The organism is Nonlabens sp. MIC269, from assembly GCF_001430865.1.
Classification (GTDB): Bacteria; Bacteroidota; Bacteroidia; order Flavobacteriales; family Flavobacteriaceae; genus Nonlabens; species Nonlabens tegetincola.
In genome coordinates this window covers 2,354,665-2,374,461 of sequence record NZ_CP011373.1, presented here as the reverse complement: position 1 = coordinate 2,374,461, position 19,797 = coordinate 2,354,665, and the positions used below count along the sequence as shown (strand labels likewise).

Genomic DNA, 19,797 nt, shown 5'->3' with positions numbered 1-19,797 from the left:
CTAAACTACAATATTTCAAGGTTTTAACTGATGTTAAAAAATCGTTAAACTACACTGTTTAATTACAATTTATCCAATTTAATAATCATTCAATAAATTGAAAATCAACATATTAAAACAAAAAGAGAATATTTTAACGCATTTCGTCCTAAATTTAATTGCGTTTATCGTGTTTCTTGGATATTATTGAATGTCAACTAATAATCCCTATGAAACAAACAATTACTCTATCTATACTGCTCATATTTAGTTTGATGAGCTTCCTTAGTTTTTCCCAAACTCTTAAACAAAAAGAGGTTATAGTTAGAAAATCGAATCAGCAAGCCCTAGAACAACTCAAAAAACAAGCTGTTGCTGAAAACGAAAAGCAAAGCGAAGCCGTACAAAACTTCACAAACCAAAATAACCTGAAAGTAAAAACCCGAACTGAAGATGGTAGGTTATTCGAGATACAAAGAATCATTAACGGAGTTCCTGTTTATTATACCACTTACAACACCGATGCTGCACGCAGTACAAGAACCAATTTTCTACATGCCAATGGTGGTCTTAACCTCAATCTGGATGGTCAAAATTTAGTAGCACACGTTTGGGATGGTGGAGTGGCAAGGACAACACACGTAGAATACGATGGACCTGGTGGATCAAATCGTTTCTCTGTAGGAGACGCTACGACCTCATTAGACTTTCATGCAGCACATGTTACAGGAACCATAATCGCCTATGGAGCTCAAGCAGATGCAAAAGGAATGGCACCTAGTGCTAGCGCAGTAGGCTACGATTGGAACAATGACTATGTTGAAGCACTAACAGCATCACAACAAGGAATGCTTATATCAAACCATTCCTATGGATATGCAGCTAGAGATCAAAATGGAAACGCACAGTTACCAGATTATCTTTTTGGAGGATATATAGATGTTTCTAGGGATTGGGACGATTTACTTTACAATACACCATACTACTTGATGGTGACAGCAGCCGGTAATGACGGTAATGATAACACAGCAAATAACGCTCCTCTTGATAACAATGGTCAGTATGATAAATTAACAGGATTCAAAACTTCAAAAAATAATTTGGTTGTAGCAAATGCTCGAGACGCAATTGTGAATCCCGATGGTAGTTTATCTAGTGTTTCCATAAACACTAGCTCTAGTGAAGGACCTACAGATGATTTACGCATCAAACCAGACATTACAGGAAATGGTACAGGTGTTTACTCTACTTTTGAATCAAGCGACAATGACTACGATAGTATAAGTGGTACATCCATGGCATCACCTAATGTTGCTGGTTCTCTTTTATTACTTCAAGAACACTATAACGATGTAAATAATACATTCATGCGTGCCGCTACTTTAAAAGGATTGGCATTACATACCGCAGATGACGCAGGCACTAGTGGACCAGATGCAGTATTCGGTTGGGGATTATTAAATGCTAAAAAAGCTGCAGAAGTTATTACCGCAAACGGCGACACATCTATAATTTCAGAGCTTTCATTAAGTTCAGGGCAATCGTATCAAATAGTTGTAAATTCTAACAACTTTGACACGCTACAAGCATCAATATCTTGGACTGATTTACCTGGTACTGCAACAACTAATGTTAACGATAATAGTCCAAAATTGATTAACGATCTTGACATAAGAATTACTCAAAACAACGATACATTCACTCCATGGAGATTAACAGGAGTAACCACAAATGGTAAAGGCGATAATGACAGAGATCCATATGAGCGTATTGATGTTGATAATCCTTCTGGCAGTTACACCATTACAGTAACGCACAAAGGCTCTCTTGCCACAGGTAGCCAGAATTTCTCATTAATTGTCACTGGACTTGCAAGTAACGCACCTTGCGTAGCAACTACTCCTACTAATGTAACCGCTGTAAACGCTACTCATTCAAGTGCTTTTATAAATTGGGATGTTATTCCTGGTGCTGGCTACGAGGTAAGCTTTCGCGAAAGCGGAACATCAACATGGAATACCGCAAGTACAAATAGAGCAGAATATTTACTTACAGGATTGACATCATCTACCAATTATGAATTAAGAGTAAGAAGTGTATGTAGTAGTTCACAAAGCTCTTACAGTTCTGTCATCACTTTTTCTACAACTGTTGTGACGTACTGTGAATCCTATGGTACAGATCAATCAGATGAGTTTATAAGTCGCGTTCAATTTAGTTCTATCGATAATTCTACAACTGCTGAAGCTGGTGGTTACGGCGATTATACTAATTTAATAGCTAATGTTGATCCTGGTTCTAGTTATCCAATTACTATTACTCCTACTTGGAACGGAGCTGCCTATACAGAAGGATATGCTGTCTTCATAGATTTCAACCAAGATGGAGATTTTGATGACCAAGATGAAACTGTGTATACGGAAAGAAACACCACAGGCACTCCTGCTTCAGGAACCATTACAATACCTTCAAACGCATTATCTGGTACTACAAGAATGCGCGTTATCATGCAATATGATACCATTTCTACTTCTTGTGAAACCTTTACGTATGGTGAAGTTGAAGATTATACCATTGCGGTTTCAACGCCAGGCTGTAATAATATTTCTAATCTTCAAACCGATGCTATTACATCTGATTCAGTTACCATAAGCTGGTTAGAGAATAATAGTCCTGCAGGTAACCAGTGGGAAGTAGTAATCGTGAATTCTGGAGCCGCTGTACCTGCAGTAGGTACTGCCAATGTATTTTCTATTCCACATACTCTTTCTAACCTTAGTCAAAACACTTCTTATGACATCTATGTAAGAGCAAATTGTGCAAGTAGTTTTCAAGTTTTAAACGTAACTACTAGTGCCGATTGGTGTGGAGCAAGTCTTGCTGATTCAGGAGGAACTGGTGCGGAATACGGTGATAATGAAAATCAAGTATATACAATCTGTCCAAACACACCAGGAGAAAAGGTGGTTATCAACTTTTCTGAATTTAACATTGAAAATAATGGATCTGGATGTTATGATGGTTTAACAATTTATGACGGAGATTCTACTTCAGGAACTATAATCGCACCGCCTAATGGAGGAAACGCGTGGTGTTGGGATCGTAATGACTCTCCTGCAAACGGTTCTGGAGACCTATTGCACACTTCAATTGCCGCAACAACAACCAGCGGTTGTATAACCTTGGTGTTCACATCTGATGGATCGGTAACAAGAGATGGATTTACCTTATCAACCTCTTGCGAATCCGTAGTTTATCTTTGGGATGGAACATCCTGGACAAATGATCCATCGTCCTCGATAAGCAGCAGTAATAATCTTTATATCAATGATGGTAATACTGCTATACTTAATGACGTAGCAGAATTTAATAATCTTTATATGGATGATGAGTCCACACTCATGGTCAATAATAACACAGTAAGCATTAAAGGAAATGCAGATGTAAATGGTGAAATTATTGGTGAGTATTCTATAGAACTCGATGCAAATGCCCAGCAATTTATAACTGGTAATGGATCTATTGACCATTTAAAAGCCAATAATACTAGTGGTGTAGAATTGTTAGGAACTTTAGAAATACAAAAATCATTGGAAGTTCTTAACGGAAACTTGAATACCAATAATAATCTAGTATTTAAGAGCAATGCACAACATACCGCGGTATTTAATACACTAGGTACAGGAGCTTCAATAACAGGTGAAGTTACAGTAGAACAGTTTATTCCAGCTGGTAATAGAGCGTTCCGATTTATAGGTCCTACTGTAAGTGGTTCAACCGTTTTTGACGGGTGGCAAGAAAGCGGTTCGGCTCTATCAGGGTTTGGTACTCATATAACCGGAACAGCTGGAACGATAGGAACGGTTAACTCAACTACTGGATTAGATGAAACGGCAAGTGGTAACCCTAGTTTATTCAAATGGATAAGTAATTCTCAAACTTGGGATGCTGTTTCAAATACTAAAACAGAACAGTTTGTTCCAGGAACCTTTTATCGCATAATGATTAGAGGTGATAGAAATACAGATTTGTCCAACAATACTGCTGCGGTAACAGCAACGACCTTAAGAGCTAGTGGAAATTTACATACAGGCTCTTTTACTAGTAGCCCAACATTAAATACAGGAGAGTTTTTCTCAATGGCAAATCCTTACCAAGCAAAACTTGATTTAAGTACTGTGACTAAATCTGGTGTAGGAAATGACATGTATTACTGGGATCCAACAATTGGACCTAGAGGAACTTACTCTACTATTGACATGACTTCAGGAGTAGGAACTGTAGGAAATACCACCCAAGTACTAGAGCCTGGACAAGCGGTATTTATGACCGCTACTACAACAAATCCAAATGTAACGATCGAAGAGACTAACAAAATAACAGGTTCCTCAAACGCAGGTGTCTTTAGATCTAATTTAAATTCTGAATTTGTGTTTGTAAAGCTTTATCAAACTTCAAGATTACAAGCCAATCAATCAGAAAGTGATGGTTTATATATTGAATTTAACGATCAATACGATAATAATATAAATCTTGACGATGCCGTAAAAGTAAATGGATTAAATGCCAACATAAGCATTGATAAAGGTTCTCAAAAATTAAGTGTTGAAAGACGTGCTCTACCTACATCAGATGAAGTTGTTCCTTTGCATATATCAAACTACTTAGTTACTGATTATACTTTTGAAATATCAGTTGATGACTTAAATGGAAATCAAGTTTACTTAAGAGATACTTATACTTCTCAACTTCATCCATTAAACATGAACAATCGTACATTAATTAATTTTCAAATTTCAGCATCAGATAATGCTAGTGTAGACAGCAATAGATTTGAGTTAGTTTTTCAAAATTCAACATTGACACAGGGCGACATTACGAATAGCAACGCACTATCAATATACCCTAATCCATTAAGTTCAGGAATATTAAATGTAGAATTGAACTCTGTAGAGTTTGAAAATGCACAACTTAGTATTTATGACGTGTCAGGAAAATTAGTTAAATCTGAAAAAATTGACTCTAACAAAACTCGTGTGCAAGGTTTAGATTCAATAGCAAAAGGTGTTTACTTAATTAAAGTACAGACCTCTAGTCACAATTATTCTGCCCAGTTCATAAAAAATTAGAATATCAATTTCTCATATTAAAACCGAACTAGTTCAACTAGTTCGGTTTTTTTATATACCAACTTTGCATTTAAACTTTAAGTTTTTATAAAGTACCCTAAGTAATATTTGTTTTACTTTTGATTGTAATGGTTAAACAAATGAAACACATTTCATCGGAAGATATATCTGAAATGGATCGGTTTTATCGAGGAAACTTGATAACAGGTCTTACCGGATTCAAGCCTGCTCATTTGATTGGCACTCGATCAAAAGAAGGAATTGATAACCTAGCAATATTTAGCAACGTAACCCATTTAGGAAGCAATCCTGCTCTATTTTGCTTTATACTTAGGCCTTTGGGATATGGTGCTGGTCACACTTATGAAAACTTAAAAGCAACGGGTTATCTAACATTAAATCACGTTAATCCATCACTTATAAAAAAAGCTCATAGCACAAGCGCTAAATTCCCTGTTGACATTTCAGAGTTTAAAGAATTAGACATAGAAAAAATAGAACGAAATGGTTTTAAGGCTCCTTTCGTTGCAAATTCAAACATACAAGTTGCTGCTAGTTATGTGAATGATATTCTTATTGATGAAAATCAATGTCGACTAGTTATATGTAAAATCACTGACGTTTTTCTGAATGAAGATTATATCCTTGAAGATGGATTTTTGAATCTCGAAGAAGCAGAAAGCACTATAATTAATGGTCTTGACGCCTATGGCAAAGCTTCTCTCACTCATCGGTATTCTTACGCTCAAATTGAAACTGATGTAAAACCAATCACTTATAATAAAAATGAAACAAAAAGCTCGTAATCCACATGGTTTGCCTACTAAAGTTTGTCCTTCTTGTGAACGAGAATTTACATGGCGTAAGAAGTGGGAAAAGAACTGGGACAACGTAGTGTATTGCAGTAAGAAATGTAGAAAGTAGAAATAAGTAAAGTAAAACAAGAATGAATTTAATCTGGTATAGAAACGATTTACGTATTCAGGATAATGTAAGTCTGAAAGCAGCTTGTGATAATAAAGGTGATGTAATAGCTGTATACTTTTTTGATCCACGGTATTATCAAGAAAGTGATTTTGGAATGAACTTACCCTTTAAAGTACCTTTCGGAAAAACAGGAAAATACAGAGCACAATTTATTCGTGAAGCGTTAAAAGACTTACGTAAAGGATTAGAAGAGCATGGAATTCCCTTATTACTATTTCACGACAAACCAGAAAATATCATTCCGCAATTAATAGAAGAGTATGAAATAACTGATATCTATCTACAAAAAGAATGGACACGTGACGAAGTAGAGCAAGAAGAAGCTCTAGGTAAAGCACTTTCGACCTTAGAGCGTAAACCAAAAGGTCATCGCGTTTATGATCAATTTTTATTTCACCCAGAAGACGTTCCTTTTGACAACTGGCAACAAATTCCCAAGGTATTTACAGAATTCCGTAAGAAGTGTGAGAAACAAAGTGAAGTGCGTAATACAGTAGATATTGAAGGTTACAAACAAGAAATGCCCAAAGTAACCTTCACTCCTATTCCGTCCCTTGCTGATTTGGGACTTGAGGAGTTTAAAAAACACCCTAATAGTGCTTTTCCTTTTGAAGGTGGTGAGATTGCAGCATGGGATCGTTTAGACCACTATTTCTGGGATACTGAAAAATTGAAATACTATAAGAAAACAAGAAACGGATTATTAGGAACTGATTATAGTAGTAAATTCAGTCCATGGCTAGCCTTAGGATGCATAAGTGCCAGACAGATATATTGGGAAGTTAAACGGTTTGAAAAAGAAGTAAAGAAAAACCAAGATACTTACTGGTTAGTTTTTGAATTGATTTGGCGTGATTTCTTTAAGTATGTTTCATTAAAACATGAACATAATATTTTCAATCTAGGTGGAATATTACACAGAGATTATGAATGGAAAGCAAGCGAGCGAGAATTAGAAAAATGGATTAATGGTGAAACGCATGAAGACTTCGTAAACGCAAACATGAAAGAACTAGCAGCTACAGGTTTTATGAGCAATCGTGGAAGACAAAATGTAGCCAGCTACTGGAGCATGCATCGTGAACAAGACTGGCGACTAGGTGCTGCCTACTTTGAGCACATTTTAATTGACTATGACGTGCATTCAAACTATGGAAACTGGATGTATAATAGTGGTGTAGGTAATGATCCTAGAAATAGAACTTTTAATATTAAGCTACAAGCCGATCGTTATGACAATGAACATAAGTATCGCAAAAAATGGTTGCAGGAAAAGTTATTTTAATTGGAAATGTTGAATTCATTAACAACAACGCTTCTTCTTAGCATATTTTGGAAGAAACCACGCAGTTAAAAATCCTTGACCTAAAGTATAAACAATTAACAAGGTTGTTAATCCGACTTTAGTAAAAAAGCTGAGATAAGCCAATAATAATAACCAAATAGCTGTTACAAACAAAACAAAATAGTTAGACCTTTTCATAATTAAATCTTTGATAAATAGGTATTCAAATCTTTAAAAACGTTACATCATGCCCAAAAAAACATTACGTCTTATTCTAGGAGATCAACTTAACTACAAGCATTCATGGTATAACGGCGATCAAGATCACATTATCTATCATATGGCAGAAATGCGCCAAGAAACAGATTATGTAAAGCATCACATTCAAAAAGTTGTAGGATTTTTTCAGGCGATGCGCGAGTTCTCATCGTGGTTAGAGGATCGTGGAATGCAGGTAGAATATTTTCGCTTTCGCGAAAGCGAGAACAAGCACAACCTTGTAGACAACCTCAACCATATTATTGATAAACACGGCATTGAAAAATTTGAGTACCTAGCTCCTGACGAATACCGATTGGACCAACAATTGCGAGACTTTTGTAAGTCCTTAGATATAGAATGGGAAGGATATGATACTGAGCATTTTTTCACCAAAAGAAAGGATGTAGAAAAGTTTTTTGAAGGAAAAAAACGCATGACTATGGAATATTTCTATCGTGACATGCGCAAGAAACACGATATCATGATTGTAGGTGACAAGGAACCAGAAGGCGGAAAATGGAACTACGATAAAAGCAATCGAAACAAATGGGATGGTGATACTGAAATTCCGAAGGAAAAAGGATTTCGTAAGGATGTAAGTGATATTGTAGAAATGCTAAAAGAGGAAGATGTTTCGACTTTTGGACGTATTGATAGTAGTAATTTTAACTGGCCTACTTCGCGAGCTGATGCACTTAAAGTACTCAATTATTTTTGTGATGAGTTACTCGTTCATTTTGGCGATTATCAAGATGCCATGCATACCAATCAGGAGTATTTATACCACAGTAGATTAAGCTTTGCCCTAAATTCTAAGATGCTTCATCCTAAAGAGGTTATAGAAAAAGTAGTTGATAAATGGAGAGAAGACAAACGCAAGATTGACATCTCACAAGTTGAAGGATTTGTGCGACAAATTTTGGGCTGGCGTGAGTTCATGCGTGGAATATATTGGAAAGAAATGCCAAGTTACGCTAGATCAAACAAACTTGACAACCAGAACGATCTACCAGACTTTTACTGGACTGGTGAAACTGATATGAATTGTCTTAAACACAGCATTAATAACTCACTAGACAATGCCTATGCACATCACATACAACGATTGATGATAACTGGTAATTATGCACTGCTTACACAAACTCATCCCAACCAAGTCTGCGATTGGTATTTAGGAGTTTACATTGATGCTATTGAATGGGTTGAAATAACCAATACCAGAGGAATGTCTCAATGGGCTGATGGCGGGATTGTAGCGACTAAACCATATGTTTCTAGCGGTAGCTATATCAATAAAATGAGTAACTATTGTAAAGGCTGTAAATACAAAGTAAGTAAGAAAAATGCTGAAGAGGATGCTTGTCCTTTTAATTCGCTATACTGGAATTTTCTAGATGACAAACAAGAGTTTTTCAAAAACAACCAGCGCATGAACATGATGCTGGGAACTCTAAATAAAATGGATAAAGAAAAATTAGAACGACATAAACAACGAGCTCAGGATGTGATGAAAAACCCATCTCAATATTAAATTTGACTTTCTATTGATTTAACATAAATTAATCGTAATTATTAATTTATTTAGAAATCAACATCAAAATCATAAGTACTTTTAGATTAATCAAAAACAAAAACTATATATTATGAGAAGTATTTTATGGTTAGTAGCCGTCATTTGTGTTATCGTTTGGGCATTGGGAATGTTTGGAATTGTACCAGGCATGTCAACTGGCGGATTACTACACGTTCTATTAGTAATTGCAGTAATTGTAATTTTAATTAATATTATAAGCGGTAGAAGACCTTTATAATAGAATCATCAACACTAACTTTTAAAATCATTATTATGTTAAAGAAATTTTTAATTCTAGTAGCTGTTGCAACTTTTACCTTAAGTATTTCAAGTTGTAGAGAAAAATCAACAGGAGAAAAAGTAGAAGATGCAGTAGAAGATGTTGCAGACGATATTGAAGATACTGTAGATTAATTAAATATCACATATTAAAAAACCCTTGCTAAAACAGCAAGGGTTTTTTAATTCAATAAATCTAATAAACTACTGTACTGTAAGTGGGAATGTTACTTCAATATCACTTTCACCACCAGCTCCAGTTAGAGTACCGTCATTAGGCTTAGTAGGTTCGTGACGCAATACGATAGTAAAATTACCTGAACCAGCAGCACCAGTAGTAACTGTAGTATCCAATCCTAATGGATTTCCACCACCGTCTACATCATTTTTAGCAATTGCTACACCAGCAACATCAGTCACGTAGAATACTTCATGCTCATCTGCTTCGTCTCTTACTTCAATAGTAATATCCTCAACATCTGCTGGATCACTGGAATCTAAAAATCTTACCATACCTGAGTAGGTTGCATTTGCCGTAAGTGCACCATTTTGACGAACTACTGGAGCGATAGGACCTTCTTCCCCATCTTCATCAAACGCTTCAAGCACAACAATATCTGTCGCATCATTGTCATTTGTTAGAGTTAATTCAACCGTAGTTATTAATTCCTCTGGATTGATGATATCTGGGTTATCATCGTCGTTGTCACAACTTACAAATAGTACAGCTGTCATCATTAAAGCGGTTGTAGTTCTAAGAACTTTTTTCATAATTAAAAATTTAAAAATTATACAAAATTTGTGCAATGAAATTCCTACCTATTTCATCTGCGTAAAAACGTTGTCGGTTGAGATAATCTCTGTACTTGGTAGAAAGTACATTGTTCACTTGAAGTCTAAAACTCAAGTTAGGTTTATTATTTTGTGACTTAATGGAGTAAGCTAGACCTAGGTCCCATAAGTTGTAAGCATCTGGAGATTCTGATATTTCTACAGTTTCAGTAACTGCGTTCCCATTATCTGCTGCATAAGTGATTTCATAATCGTTGTCAGGAAATCTGTTTTGTTTCCATACTTGCTGATTTGCAATTTCTACCTGCAAGCCTTCCGTAAAAACATCTTCAATTTCGATTTTAGTTAATAACTGAGCTGGTGGAATATCGATTAAGGGTTTATCGTTTTTCACATCCTCTCCATATACGTAAGAGAACTGTGCACCTAACGATATCCAGTTCTTAGTAAGGTTGATTGTTCTATTATATGGAGTTCGTTTTATCGTTTCTTTCCTTTTTATATGGTAACTAGCACTTATATCAACACCAGCAAGAACAGCATCTAACTGTTCATATTCATAGACTGCAAACGCACCTCGATTGGTAAGCTGTACTCCATTAGGAACTAATTGTATAAAGTCATTAATACGATTGTAATAAGGTGCAAGTTCTACATCCCAGTTATTATAGTTAGCATGAAAACTAGCACTGATCTTATTTGACACTTCTTTATTTAATTCTAAACGACCTATTTCGATAGTTGCTAGAGCGTGATGCAATCCTTCACTAAAAAGCTCTCCTGGGTTTGGAGCGCGCTGTGAGTGAGACACATTAAAGGTTATATCAAAGTGATCTTTAAATGAGTATTGAACACCACTGGAAAATGCGAATAAATCAAAATCCAATTCTGGTTCAGTATAAACCTGGATAGATTCTCTAAATCGTTCAAACTGTGCAAATCGCACATCATATCCCAAAGATTCCCAACGAGAGGTGATATAAAACTTTTTAGCGTCTATTGAATAATGATCGTATCTAGCACCAGCCTCAATCATTAGTCTATCTGTAAATTGATATTGAGTTCCTAGAAAACCACCTACCTTAATGGAATTATAATCTGGAATAAGACGACGTACACCAGTTGTTGCGTCTGGTGAATTGGTTTGTAAAACGGCATCAACTCCTAGTTCATGATTCCATTTATCGCTAGCGTCAATATTTAGATATCCTTGAAAATTGTGTGTTTTTAAATCAATATCTAATGCAGCACGTTCAGAAAGTGCACCTCTACGTACATCAAATTCTTTTCTGTTATTAAGTTGATACTGGTAGTTCAACTCAAACTTTCCTAGATTTCTAAAGCGTTTAAAAGCGTTAAGAGCAACTTGGTGATGTATGACTTCTTGTTTTGGCACATCAATATCATAAGTAAACTCATTAATAATAGCAGGTTCACCAGAATTTATACTACGAACTAAGTCGGCGGTATTACCAATGTGAGATGCTCTTAAAATACCTAATTCAGTATCGTAAAAATTATATTCAGCACTTAAACCGTATTCAAATTGCTTATACCCAACTGCAAGTCTAGTAGCAGCTGTTTGAGAACCCGTATTAGAAAGAATATAATCTGGCGCTTCAAAATCTCCCAGTCGCTTGAAAGTAATATTTGCTTGTTGATACCAGCCTGACTTTTTATATCGCTGTATACCAGCAGTTATCGCTCCGCCACGACCATTCGATTGACCGGTTAAGATTGCGTTACCCATAATAGTATCCTTACTTATTATACGAGCTGGGTCTATTATTATAGTTCCTCCTACCGCGTCACCACCATAACGTAAGGCACTACTACCTTTAATAACTCTTATAGAAGATGCTGTGTTGGGATCAATATTTGGAGCATGTTCTGTTCCCCATTCTTGATCTTGTAACCTCACACCATTATTTACAATGGTAATTCTACTACCATACAATCCATGCACGATAGGCTTTACGACACCTTGTCCTGTTTTAAGTGATGATACTCCAGGCACAGTTTCTAGCGCATCTCCTAGGGTTGCACCGCTATACTTTTGAATTAATTCCTTATCAATACGAGTTGCATTTTGAGTAGTTGCATGATCATCATGAACATCGGCAACAACCTGTACCTCATCAAGTTCATTGATATGATGTTCGAGAGTGATATTTAAGATTTTATCTTGATTTACAATGACCTCAATTGATTTTTTATCACAATCAATATGAGTAACAATAAGATGATAAACACCTGTACACAAGTTATTTACCTGATACTCTCCAGCTGAGTTTGATGTATAAGTACGCTCTTGCTCCTCTACATATACTTGGGCTAGTTCTAGTGGTTTATTATTATGAAAATCGGTAATCTTACCTTTAAGGGTGTTCTTGCAATCTTGTGCTGTACACATTGCAACAGTAGCCATAAAAATGACTACTAATAAATATTTAAACATAGTAAGGGATTGTAATAACTAATTCAAAAAACGGAATTAGGCTAGTACTGGCGGCGGTCGCGTAAAGAGTATGTTTGATGTTGAGTTCGCTTTCGCGGAAGCGTAATAAACAACAACACCATCAACAGGGATATGATTTTGAATAGATGGAGTCCATGTCCCTAAATGTGGAAAATCATATTGAAGCTCCTGAAACTCGTGAGATATAACACATACCTCGCAATCTGTTTCATGATCATCATCATGTGACCAGCTATGCAAGTTCATCAATTGCATGCTAGTAAACAGGGCGATTAGTAATATGGATATTAATTGTTTATATCTCATGATCGCCAAATATAGAGCAAAAAAAAATTGTTGCGCTCGAACAAGCGCAACAATTAATATTTCTTTATAGAATTTGAGAATTAGTCGTTCCCGTAGAAATCTAATGAGCTACAACCAGCAAGCATGTTGTTAATAGCTGGATTAGCATTTCCAGATTGTGCTACGTCAAATGCAAGTACTCGTCCACCACCATTAGCAATCTCTGCAATAAAAATGGTATTTGATTCGGTATCGTAATCAACATCAATTGGATTACCTAAAAACGTATTTGAACCTGCAACTCTGGTTTGAGATGATAATGCCAAAGTCCCACCATTTGCAACTCCTGCTATTTGAGAAAGCGCATTATCAATAACGTGATATGCACCATCTGTATCACTAGAAGCCAGACCTACATCGGTCATGATTAATAAGTCATCTTGTGCATCATAGGCAATACCGTGTGTTCTTACGATTCCTTCAATTGTAATTTGTTTGGTTGCAGCTAGTGAACCATCAGTTGTATTTGATAGGAAATTGGTAAAAATTGCTAGATCTGAGGTATTATCAACAACCGCATATAAATCTGATCCTACAAACTCAACGCCCCATAAATCAAAAGCTATATCAAACGTATTACGCAATTGCAAACCGCTTGAAGTTCTAGTATAAACGAATAATTGATTAGTACCATTATCTGCTACTACTACATTGTCACCGTTTATAGCTAGTGCTCTAGGACTATTAAATGCGGCCGTCGCGGTAATACCTGTTGCTGCCGCAACAGCTCCTGATTCTATAGTAGCCTCTACATCTGTAAAAACGCTTAAGTTAAGAGCACTACGTGATGCAACAAATAACTCGTCTGTATCACCATCGTACTCAATACCTTCGTTAGAGGTACTTAATGTCGTAAGAGTTGTTGTTTCAACCTGATCATCATCAGAAAAATCATAGACTGTGATGTCTCCACTTGCTGTACTGGTTACATAGAGTTCTGCTCGGTCAAAACGTCCTTCTACAACATCATCATCGTCGGAACAGTTAAATAAGGTTAGTGTACTTAACAGCAAACCGCTGTATAAAAAATACTTTTTCATTGTAATTGTTTTTAAATTCATACATATTTACGAAGAATCTTACACCTCGGTTTTAATGAATTCATAAGAGAGTTTGTAAATGTTAAATAAAAACAGCTGATTTTACTCAAAATCAACCCTTTGAAACATAATTATTTAACGTTTTTAATACAATTTTATAAAAAGAAATTCCACACTATACCGAATCTAAAAGTGAAATCACGATAAGGATGTAATGGAGCACTGAAGTAATCCTGCTTACCAAAGAGTGCATTGATATGTTCTGCCTTAAAGAATATTCTTGTTTGTCTAATCTTACCATTTAAGAAAACATCAATCATTGGAAAATCACCAAACTCTTGATTGTTTTGCGTATAGAATTCCCCTAATACAGGATCGTATCCATCCATATTGTAGGAAGTAAAATATTTTAATGTAAAACCGGTTTGTAGTTGTAAAGCTCTTTTAAAAAACCTATTCTCGTAGTAAAAGGTATTTCGAGTAACTACTTCTGGTAAGTTTAATACTTCTTGATTTTGGTCAACAGACTGAAGCATGACGGTATGATCCATACCAAAATGGCTCAAGAACTTAAATCCTTTGTGCAACTTCAATTTTAAATACGTAATTTCAGAATCAAATTGTTGAGGAGCTGCATTGTAACCTACCGTATTCAAATCAGAGTCCAATAACTGATTTTCGGTGAAATAAACATAATCCTGAATTCTAGTAATGCTTAACTGTGCATCTAGAAGTTTATCTGATTTTAAATCAACAGAAAATTGTTGCTTCTCGATATTGTCAAAAGCATTTTGCCAATTATAATTTTCATAATCACTTTGGAATAAAAGCGTATTAAAATTAGGAGATTGCGAGCTCAAATCTAAAGAAGCACTAAGTTTAAACAACTTAAAATCATAACTAGCCGATGCATTTAAAAATTGACCCGTTAAATCACCAAATAGTATTACACCACCATCACCTTGAATATCAAATCCTTTATAATTCTTACTAAACGTTCCTGATAATTGGTACGTTTCACCCTTGAGTCTATTGGTAATTGAAGAAGTCCCAAAATCAAGAACACGATTATAACCATAATTATATGCCTGCCTGGTGAATCCTGCTTTAAAATGACCTAACAAATGATGATCATAGAGCAAACCTACTTCAATATCTCCTTGTTCAAAATCTGTTTTATCATTAATTGCATTCCCAAAGGCATTTCCTAGAAATTCTTCATCTGGTGAAGACTGCTCAAACCTGTACAATTTATCTTCATAAAACATTTCATTGTACAATCTTGCGCTGAAGTAACTGGTTGAATCCTTTTTACCTAGAAACTCATATTCATGATTGATATAAAATCGACGACCGTTCAATGTACCTTCAGCATTTTCTAGATTAGGGTCTAATCGTCCTCTGTCATCAAAATCCTCATCGTTATCAATAAATCCTTGAACGGCACTTGCCACAATACCACCATTCTCTTGATTAGATAAATCTTGAAAGGTTGTATGTGCTATAGCTTTATACTTCTTATTTTTTGAAACATAATTTGCCGTGAATTTAAATATCCCAGTGCTAGTAAGTGTGCGAGCATAGTCTCCTGCGCTTCGCACTCCTTTATAACCGATAGAGAAATTAAATTGAGGAGAAATATTACTTGTAAAGGTAGCGTCTAATTGCTGTCCTTGATTTACTGCTGTTTTAAAGTATAAATCGGTTAAAGGAGTAGGCACTCGATAATACTGCATATCCTGTACTTCTAAATATCCTGTATGCCTAGCTCGCGCACCCATTGATGGAGTGAGTGTATTTAATGAATAAGACTTTCCTAATTCATTATAAGGTTGACCTACATTGTGAAAGGGTTGTAATTCAAAATTATCCTTGCGCAAATAATTGAATTTATAATCTTTGTAAATGTGTAAAGTGGTATCTACGTGAGTCGTATCACGTTGTGCAGATATGATTAGGTAATCTGTAATCGGTGGCTTATCTCCCTTAACTTGAACGCCAGGTTGATCTGTATTTTGATCTCCGTTCAAAGATGTAAATCTATCAGAAGTTCGAACTTCTCCAGCTGATATCAACTCCTTTTCTTGTGCTATAGAAAGTACAGGAAAAGCCAACAATAGAAATAAAAGAAATCTCATTTTTTTAATCACGGCTCAAAAGTAAGATAACGATAGCAATTAGAAGTTATTGAGTTCCTATTTATCTATAGGTATAGATTAATTAAAAATACCAACAGCAAGCTCTATCCAAAGTAAGAAAAAAGCAATGAGAGCTAGTACAATTAGACCGTACCTCCATTTTGAAGAAGTTTGAGAAAACCAAATGTAATGCAACAGAACACTTGTTGTAAACAGCATCACACCCATAACTAAGAAATCTAGCAAATCCCAATTCACCTCTTTACTAAACACCATTCCAACAATAGGTAAGGTAAGAACTAATCCTGTTATAGATAAACTACGTTTTAAAATTCGAATAGTTTTCATGTATTCCTTCTTTGCACATTCAAATTAAGTAATGTGTTTTTATAAAGGTAATTGATATTAATTACATTCGCAGTATGCTTTTATTACAAGTAAAACCCAATCTTATTGAGGCAGGAACTGATGAAGCTGGACGTGGCTGTCTTGCCGGACCCGTCACTGCTGCTGCTGTTATTTTACCACCAGACTTTAAATGTCCTGAATTGAATGATAGTAAAAAGCTTTCGCGAAAGCGTAGGTATGAACTTAGACCTATTATAGAAAAAGAAGCAATATCATTTCATGTATCGCATGTAATGATGGAGAAAATCGATGAGATTAATATATTGAATGCAAGTATTCTTGCAATGCATCAATCAATAAAGGGTCTTAAAAGTATACCTGATCATATAGCCGTTGATGGCAATCGTTTTAAACCATGCAACGAAATACCTTACACAACAGTGATTAAAGGTGATGGTAAATACCTCAACATCGCAGCTGCTTCCATACTCGCCAAAACATATAGAGATGATTTTATGGAAAAAATATCTAGGGAATTCCCTAATTATGATTGGCATAAAAATCAAGGTTATCCCACAGTTGCACATCGCCAGGCAATCAAAAAATTTGGTAGTACAAAATACCATAGAAAAAGCTTTAAACTTTTACCAGATCAATTAAGTCTGGATTTATAATAGTTTTGTTTGAACTGTGTGTTATTTCTTATAACTTTTACCTTTGTATAAAACTAGGTCTATGAAAAACTTTTTGAGAATCTTTGTTTTGGTTCTGCTTATTACTAGCTGTGAAAAAGACTCCCAAATAGATTTAAATCTCCTCCATCGTATACCACATGATTCTAAGATCATTATTGACGCAAATAACATGGAGGATGTATTTAGTTTTATAGAAAATAACGCTCTATATAACCAAATAAAAAATCTAGATAGACTACAAGAAATTAAAAATGCAGGTAGCTTTTTAGAATTATATAAAGAAAGTGATAACAATCTAATCACAGTAAGCATTGAAGGTAAAAATGAAGTGGTCATTTCTTTAATCTCTTCGGACCTACCAAAATATAGGGATACTACATCAACCTTTAATTACAATGAAACAAAATACTATCAATCAAAAACAGATAGTACTGATTTTTATTTTCTTAATCATAAAGGATTGCATCTCGCTAGTAGTTCAAAACTTATAATTGAAAGTCAAATAAGACGAGAGCTTGATGATTATGTGTTTAATGACGAGTTCAAATCTTTATATGAAAAAACTAGTGGTAATTCGGTATCCTTATATGTAAAAGCCAGTGATAGAAATTGGCTTAAAGAATTTATGTATGGTCGTAATATAAATGATAAGGGAAACTATGCTCATTGGTATCAAGTAGAACCAGAAAACAACGATCTTGCAATACAATTCTCTGGTATTCTCACCTATTCAGACAGTACATCTATGCGTCATGCACTTTATGACGGCTTGACTGCTAGAACTAACCACATAGCTGAAATATTACCTCTTAATTTAACCAATGTAGAAACTACTACTTATAAGAACCATCAAGAAATCATATCCAATTTGTCCAGGCAAAAATCAATCAATCACGAGGTTACTGCAACTGTTAAAAATATTTTAGATAACTGTTATGAGTTAAGTAAAATAAGCTGGGATAAGGAGCACGTTGTAGCTTTTGGACTAGAACCTTACGAAACTTTCTTTCTCAACCTGGATAGTTTATCCACAGCCAAGTTTGAGTATCGTAACACAACCATTTACGAATTAAGAGAACCTATTAATACGAGTAGCTTATCTCCTATTTTACCTCAAAAAAACTATTCATATATTACTGTTTTAGGATCTCACTTTATATTATCTGAAAAAGCAACTACACCCGAGCAAATCATTGCTGCAATTACCAACAAAAGCACTTTGGCCGATCAAATTTGGTGGCAAGACCTAAACAGTTCGATAAATAGCTCAAGTAGCTACACTTCAATTAGTAGTATAGAATTTTATAAGCAAAACTCTACCCTAAGTAAAAACGACAGCAAGATTTTAAAACAACTGTCAAGTAAAACTTATCCATTTATTATATCCCAATACGTACATGAAAACGAATACGCTCATTATAATTTCCATATACCAGTTGTAAACGATGATTTAAACAGTGGTAGCGTTCAACAAAGTATGACTTATAAATCTGGCTCGAGTATTATTGCAGGACCATTCCTATTCCCCAATCATTTAACTAAAGGATATGATGTTGCTTTTCAAGACGCCGAATTAAAACTTCACTTAGTATCAGATAAGGGTAAACGATACTGGTCTAAACAGTTGAAGGGAAAAATATTAGGCGAGATACAAGTTGTTGACGGCTATAAAAATGGTCGCAAACAATTAGTTTTCACAACTGAAAAAGCAATTTACTATTTAGATCGCAATGGCAAGGACGTAAATAAATATCCATTAGAATTTAAAAACGGTATAGATCAACCGGTAAGTGTTTTTGATTATGACAACAGCCGTAATTACCGATTTGTTGTAACTCAGGGTTCAAGATTATTCATGTATGATATAAATGGTAATGCTGTTAAAGGCTTTAATTATCAACCTGATGGAGAAATTCTAACATCACCACAACATATAAGGGTAAACAATAAGGATTTTATCGCGTTTGCCAAAGCAGAAAATAAAATAGCCCTAATCAGTCGTACTGGAAAAACCAGAACTAAGGTTACAGTTCCTATTGCCTTGAAAGGTAAACTCAAACAGCTTAAAAATAAATTGGTTGGACTAGATCAAGACGGTAAATTCTTCTCAATTAATCCTCTTAATGGAGAAGTAGCATTTGAAAATTTCAATAAGTATGGTAACTCTTTTGATAGCTCAAAGTCCCAAAGAGTGAGTTACAACGATAATAATCTGTTTATCAATAAGAATAAAGTTGAAATACCTTATGGTAGCTATGAGCACATTTCGATTTATGAGAACAAGAACAAAAGCTTCATATCACTAGTTGATAATGCGGAAAATAAGGTTTACATATTCTCCCAAAAAGGTGATTTACTTAATGGATTTCCTGTATACGGTAATACTACGGCGTCTGTAAAAACTGCTGGTAAATGGCATTACCTAGTCACTTTAGATGGTGATGATGTTCTACTATATAAATGGTAA

Annotated in this window: 15 protein-coding genes; 9 read left to right on the top strand and 6 right to left on the bottom strand. The window is 35.1% G+C overall.

All coding sequences use genetic code 11. The features are described 5' to 3' along the window. The first annotated feature begins 209 nt into the window (after positions 1 to 209). The 7 genes from AAT17_RS10700 (at position 210) to AAT17_RS13410 (ending at position 9,628) form a co-directional block, all read left to right on the top strand. A complete protein-coding gene (locus tag AAT17_RS10700; RefSeq protein WP_082586951.1) occupies positions 210 to 5,108 on the top strand; it encodes a S8 family serine peptidase in 4,899 nt (1,632 codons plus the stop codon). A 140-nt stretch (positions 5,109 to 5,248) separates the two neighbouring features. Next, positions 5,249 to 5,914, top strand: coding sequence for a flavin reductase family protein (locus AAT17_RS10695; protein WP_060525082.1), 666 nt, complete (start codon positions 5,249 to 5,251; stop codon positions 5,912 to 5,914). After that, positions 5,895 to 6,032, top strand: a complete 138-nt coding sequence (locus AAT17_RS13205) for a DUF2256 domain-containing protein (protein WP_082586950.1) — start codon at positions 5,895 to 5,897, stop codon at positions 6,030 to 6,032. The genes AAT17_RS10695 and AAT17_RS13205 overlap by 20 nt, the downstream gene beginning before the upstream one ends. Before the next feature lie 22 nt (positions 6,033 to 6,054). Beyond that, positions 6,055 to 7,380, top strand: a complete 1,326-nt coding sequence (locus AAT17_RS10690) for a DASH family cryptochrome (protein WP_060524240.1) — start codon at positions 6,055 to 6,057, stop codon at positions 7,378 to 7,380. A gap of 247 nt (positions 7,381 to 7,627) precedes the next feature. Further along, positions 7,628 to 9,172 carry a cryptochrome/photolyase family protein gene (locus AAT17_RS10685; protein ID WP_060524238.1) on the top strand — a complete coding sequence of 515 codons (1,545 nt, stop codon included), beginning with the start codon at positions 7,628 to 7,630 and terminating at the stop codon, positions 9,170 to 9,172. A 112-nt stretch (positions 9,173 to 9,284) separates the two neighbouring features. Then, complete coding sequence (locus AAT17_RS13345) at positions 9,285 to 9,452, top strand: lmo0937 family membrane protein (RefSeq protein ID WP_152557373.1); 168 nt, start codon at positions 9,285 to 9,287, stop codon at positions 9,450 to 9,452. Between the two features lie 35 nt (positions 9,453 to 9,487). Then, entirely contained in the window at positions 9,488 to 9,628 is a 141-nt protein-coding gene (locus AAT17_RS13410; RefSeq protein WP_167342367.1) for a hypothetical protein, read from the top strand. A 69-nt stretch (positions 9,629 to 9,697) separates the two neighbouring features. Here the strand turns inward: AAT17_RS13410 and AAT17_RS10680 are convergent, their stop codons facing one another. From AAT17_RS10680 to AAT17_RS10655, 6 genes are all read right to left on the bottom strand, one after another. Further along, complete coding sequence (locus AAT17_RS10680; RefSeq protein WP_253279766.1) at positions 9,698 to 10,264, bottom strand: type 1 periplasmic binding fold superfamily protein; 567 nt, start codon at positions 10,262 to 10,264, stop codon at positions 9,698 to 9,700. A 10-nt stretch (positions 10,265 to 10,274) separates the two neighbouring features. Next, positions 10,275 to 12,743 (bottom strand): TonB-dependent receptor, encoded by a 2,469-nt coding sequence (locus AAT17_RS10675; RefSeq protein WP_060524236.1) that lies wholly within the window; start codon positions 12,741 to 12,743, stop codon positions 10,275 to 10,277. Positions 12,744 to 12,779: 36 nt separating this feature from the next. Beyond that, complete coding sequence (locus tag AAT17_RS10670) at positions 12,780 to 13,070, bottom strand: hypothetical protein (RefSeq protein ID WP_060524234.1); 291 nt, start codon at positions 13,068 to 13,070, stop codon at positions 12,780 to 12,782. An 80-nt stretch (positions 13,071 to 13,150) separates the two neighbouring features. After that, positions 13,151 to 14,149, bottom strand: a complete 999-nt coding sequence (locus AAT17_RS10665; RefSeq protein ID WP_060524232.1) for a hypothetical protein — start codon at positions 14,147 to 14,149, stop codon at positions 13,151 to 13,153. A gap of 155 nt (positions 14,150 to 14,304) precedes the next feature. Beyond that, positions 14,305 to 16,287, bottom strand: coding sequence for a putative porin (locus tag AAT17_RS10660; RefSeq protein ID WP_060524230.1), 1,983 nt, complete (start codon positions 16,285 to 16,287; stop codon positions 14,305 to 14,307). A 78-nt stretch (positions 16,288 to 16,365) separates the two neighbouring features. After that, positions 16,366 to 16,635: a hypothetical protein gene (locus AAT17_RS10655; protein WP_060524228.1), complete on the bottom strand. Its 270-nt coding sequence runs from the start codon at positions 16,633 to 16,635 to the stop codon at positions 16,366 to 16,368. 74 nt (positions 16,636 to 16,709) lie between these two features. On the opposite strand from AAT17_RS10655, the gene AAT17_RS10650 reads away from it, so the two are divergent. Both AAT17_RS10650 and AAT17_RS10645 read left to right on the top strand, forming a co-directional pair. Further along, entirely contained in the window at positions 16,710 to 17,309 is a 600-nt protein-coding gene (locus AAT17_RS10650) for a ribonuclease HII (protein ID WP_060524226.1), read from the top strand. Between the two features lie 61 nt (positions 17,310 to 17,370). After that, positions 17,371 to 19,797: a hypothetical protein gene (locus AAT17_RS10645; RefSeq protein WP_060524225.1), complete on the top strand. Its 2,427-nt coding sequence runs from the start codon at positions 17,371 to 17,373 to the stop codon at positions 19,795 to 19,797.

Excerpts from the sequence above, each read along its gene's own strand:
- AAT17_RS10700 (WP_082586951.1), top strand. The coding sequence starts at position 210 with ATGAAACAAACAATTACTCTATCTATACTGCTCATATTTAGTTTGATG.
- AAT17_RS10695 (WP_060525082.1), top strand. The coding sequence starts at position 5,249 with ATGAAACACATTTCATCGGAAGATATATCTGAAATGGATCGGTTTTAT.
- AAT17_RS13205 (WP_082586950.1), top strand. The coding sequence starts at position 5,895 with ATGAAACAAAAAGCTCGTAATCCACATGGTTTGCCTACTAAAGTTTGT.
- AAT17_RS10690 (WP_060524240.1), top strand. The coding sequence starts at position 6,055 with ATGAATTTAATCTGGTATAGAAACGATTTACGTATTCAGGATAATGTA.
- AAT17_RS10685 (WP_060524238.1), top strand. The coding sequence starts at position 7,628 with ATGCCCAAAAAAACATTACGTCTTATTCTAGGAGATCAACTTAACTAC.
- AAT17_RS13345 (WP_152557373.1), top strand. The coding sequence starts at position 9,285 with ATGAGAAGTATTTTATGGTTAGTAGCCGTCATTTGTGTTATCGTTTGG.
- AAT17_RS13410 (WP_167342367.1), top strand. The coding sequence starts at position 9,488 with ATGTTAAAGAAATTTTTAATTCTAGTAGCTGTTGCAACTTTTACCTTA.
- AAT17_RS10680 (WP_253279766.1), bottom strand. The coding sequence starts at position 10,264 with ATGAAAAAAGTTCTTAGAACTACAACCGCTTTAATGATGACAGCTGTA.
- AAT17_RS10675 (WP_060524236.1), bottom strand. The coding sequence starts at position 12,743 with ATGTTTAAATATTTATTAGTAGTCATTTTTATGGCTACTGTTGCAATG.
- AAT17_RS10670 (WP_060524234.1), bottom strand. The coding sequence starts at position 13,070 with ATGAGATATAAACAATTAATATCCATATTACTAATCGCCCTGTTTACT.
- AAT17_RS10665 (WP_060524232.1), bottom strand. The coding sequence starts at position 14,149 with ATGAAAAAGTATTTTTTATACAGCGGTTTGCTGTTAAGTACACTAACC.
- AAT17_RS10660 (WP_060524230.1), bottom strand. The coding sequence starts at position 16,287 with ATGAGATTTCTTTTATTTCTATTGTTGGCTTTTCCTGTACTTTCTATA.
- AAT17_RS10655 (WP_060524228.1), bottom strand. The coding sequence starts at position 16,635 with ATGAAAACTATTCGAATTTTAAAACGTAGTTTATCTATAACAGGATTA.
- AAT17_RS10650 (WP_060524226.1), top strand. The coding sequence starts at position 16,710 with ATGCTTTTATTACAAGTAAAACCCAATCTTATTGAGGCAGGAACTGAT.
- AAT17_RS10645 (WP_060524225.1), top strand. The coding sequence starts at position 17,371 with ATGAAAAACTTTTTGAGAATCTTTGTTTTGGTTCTGCTTATTACTAGC.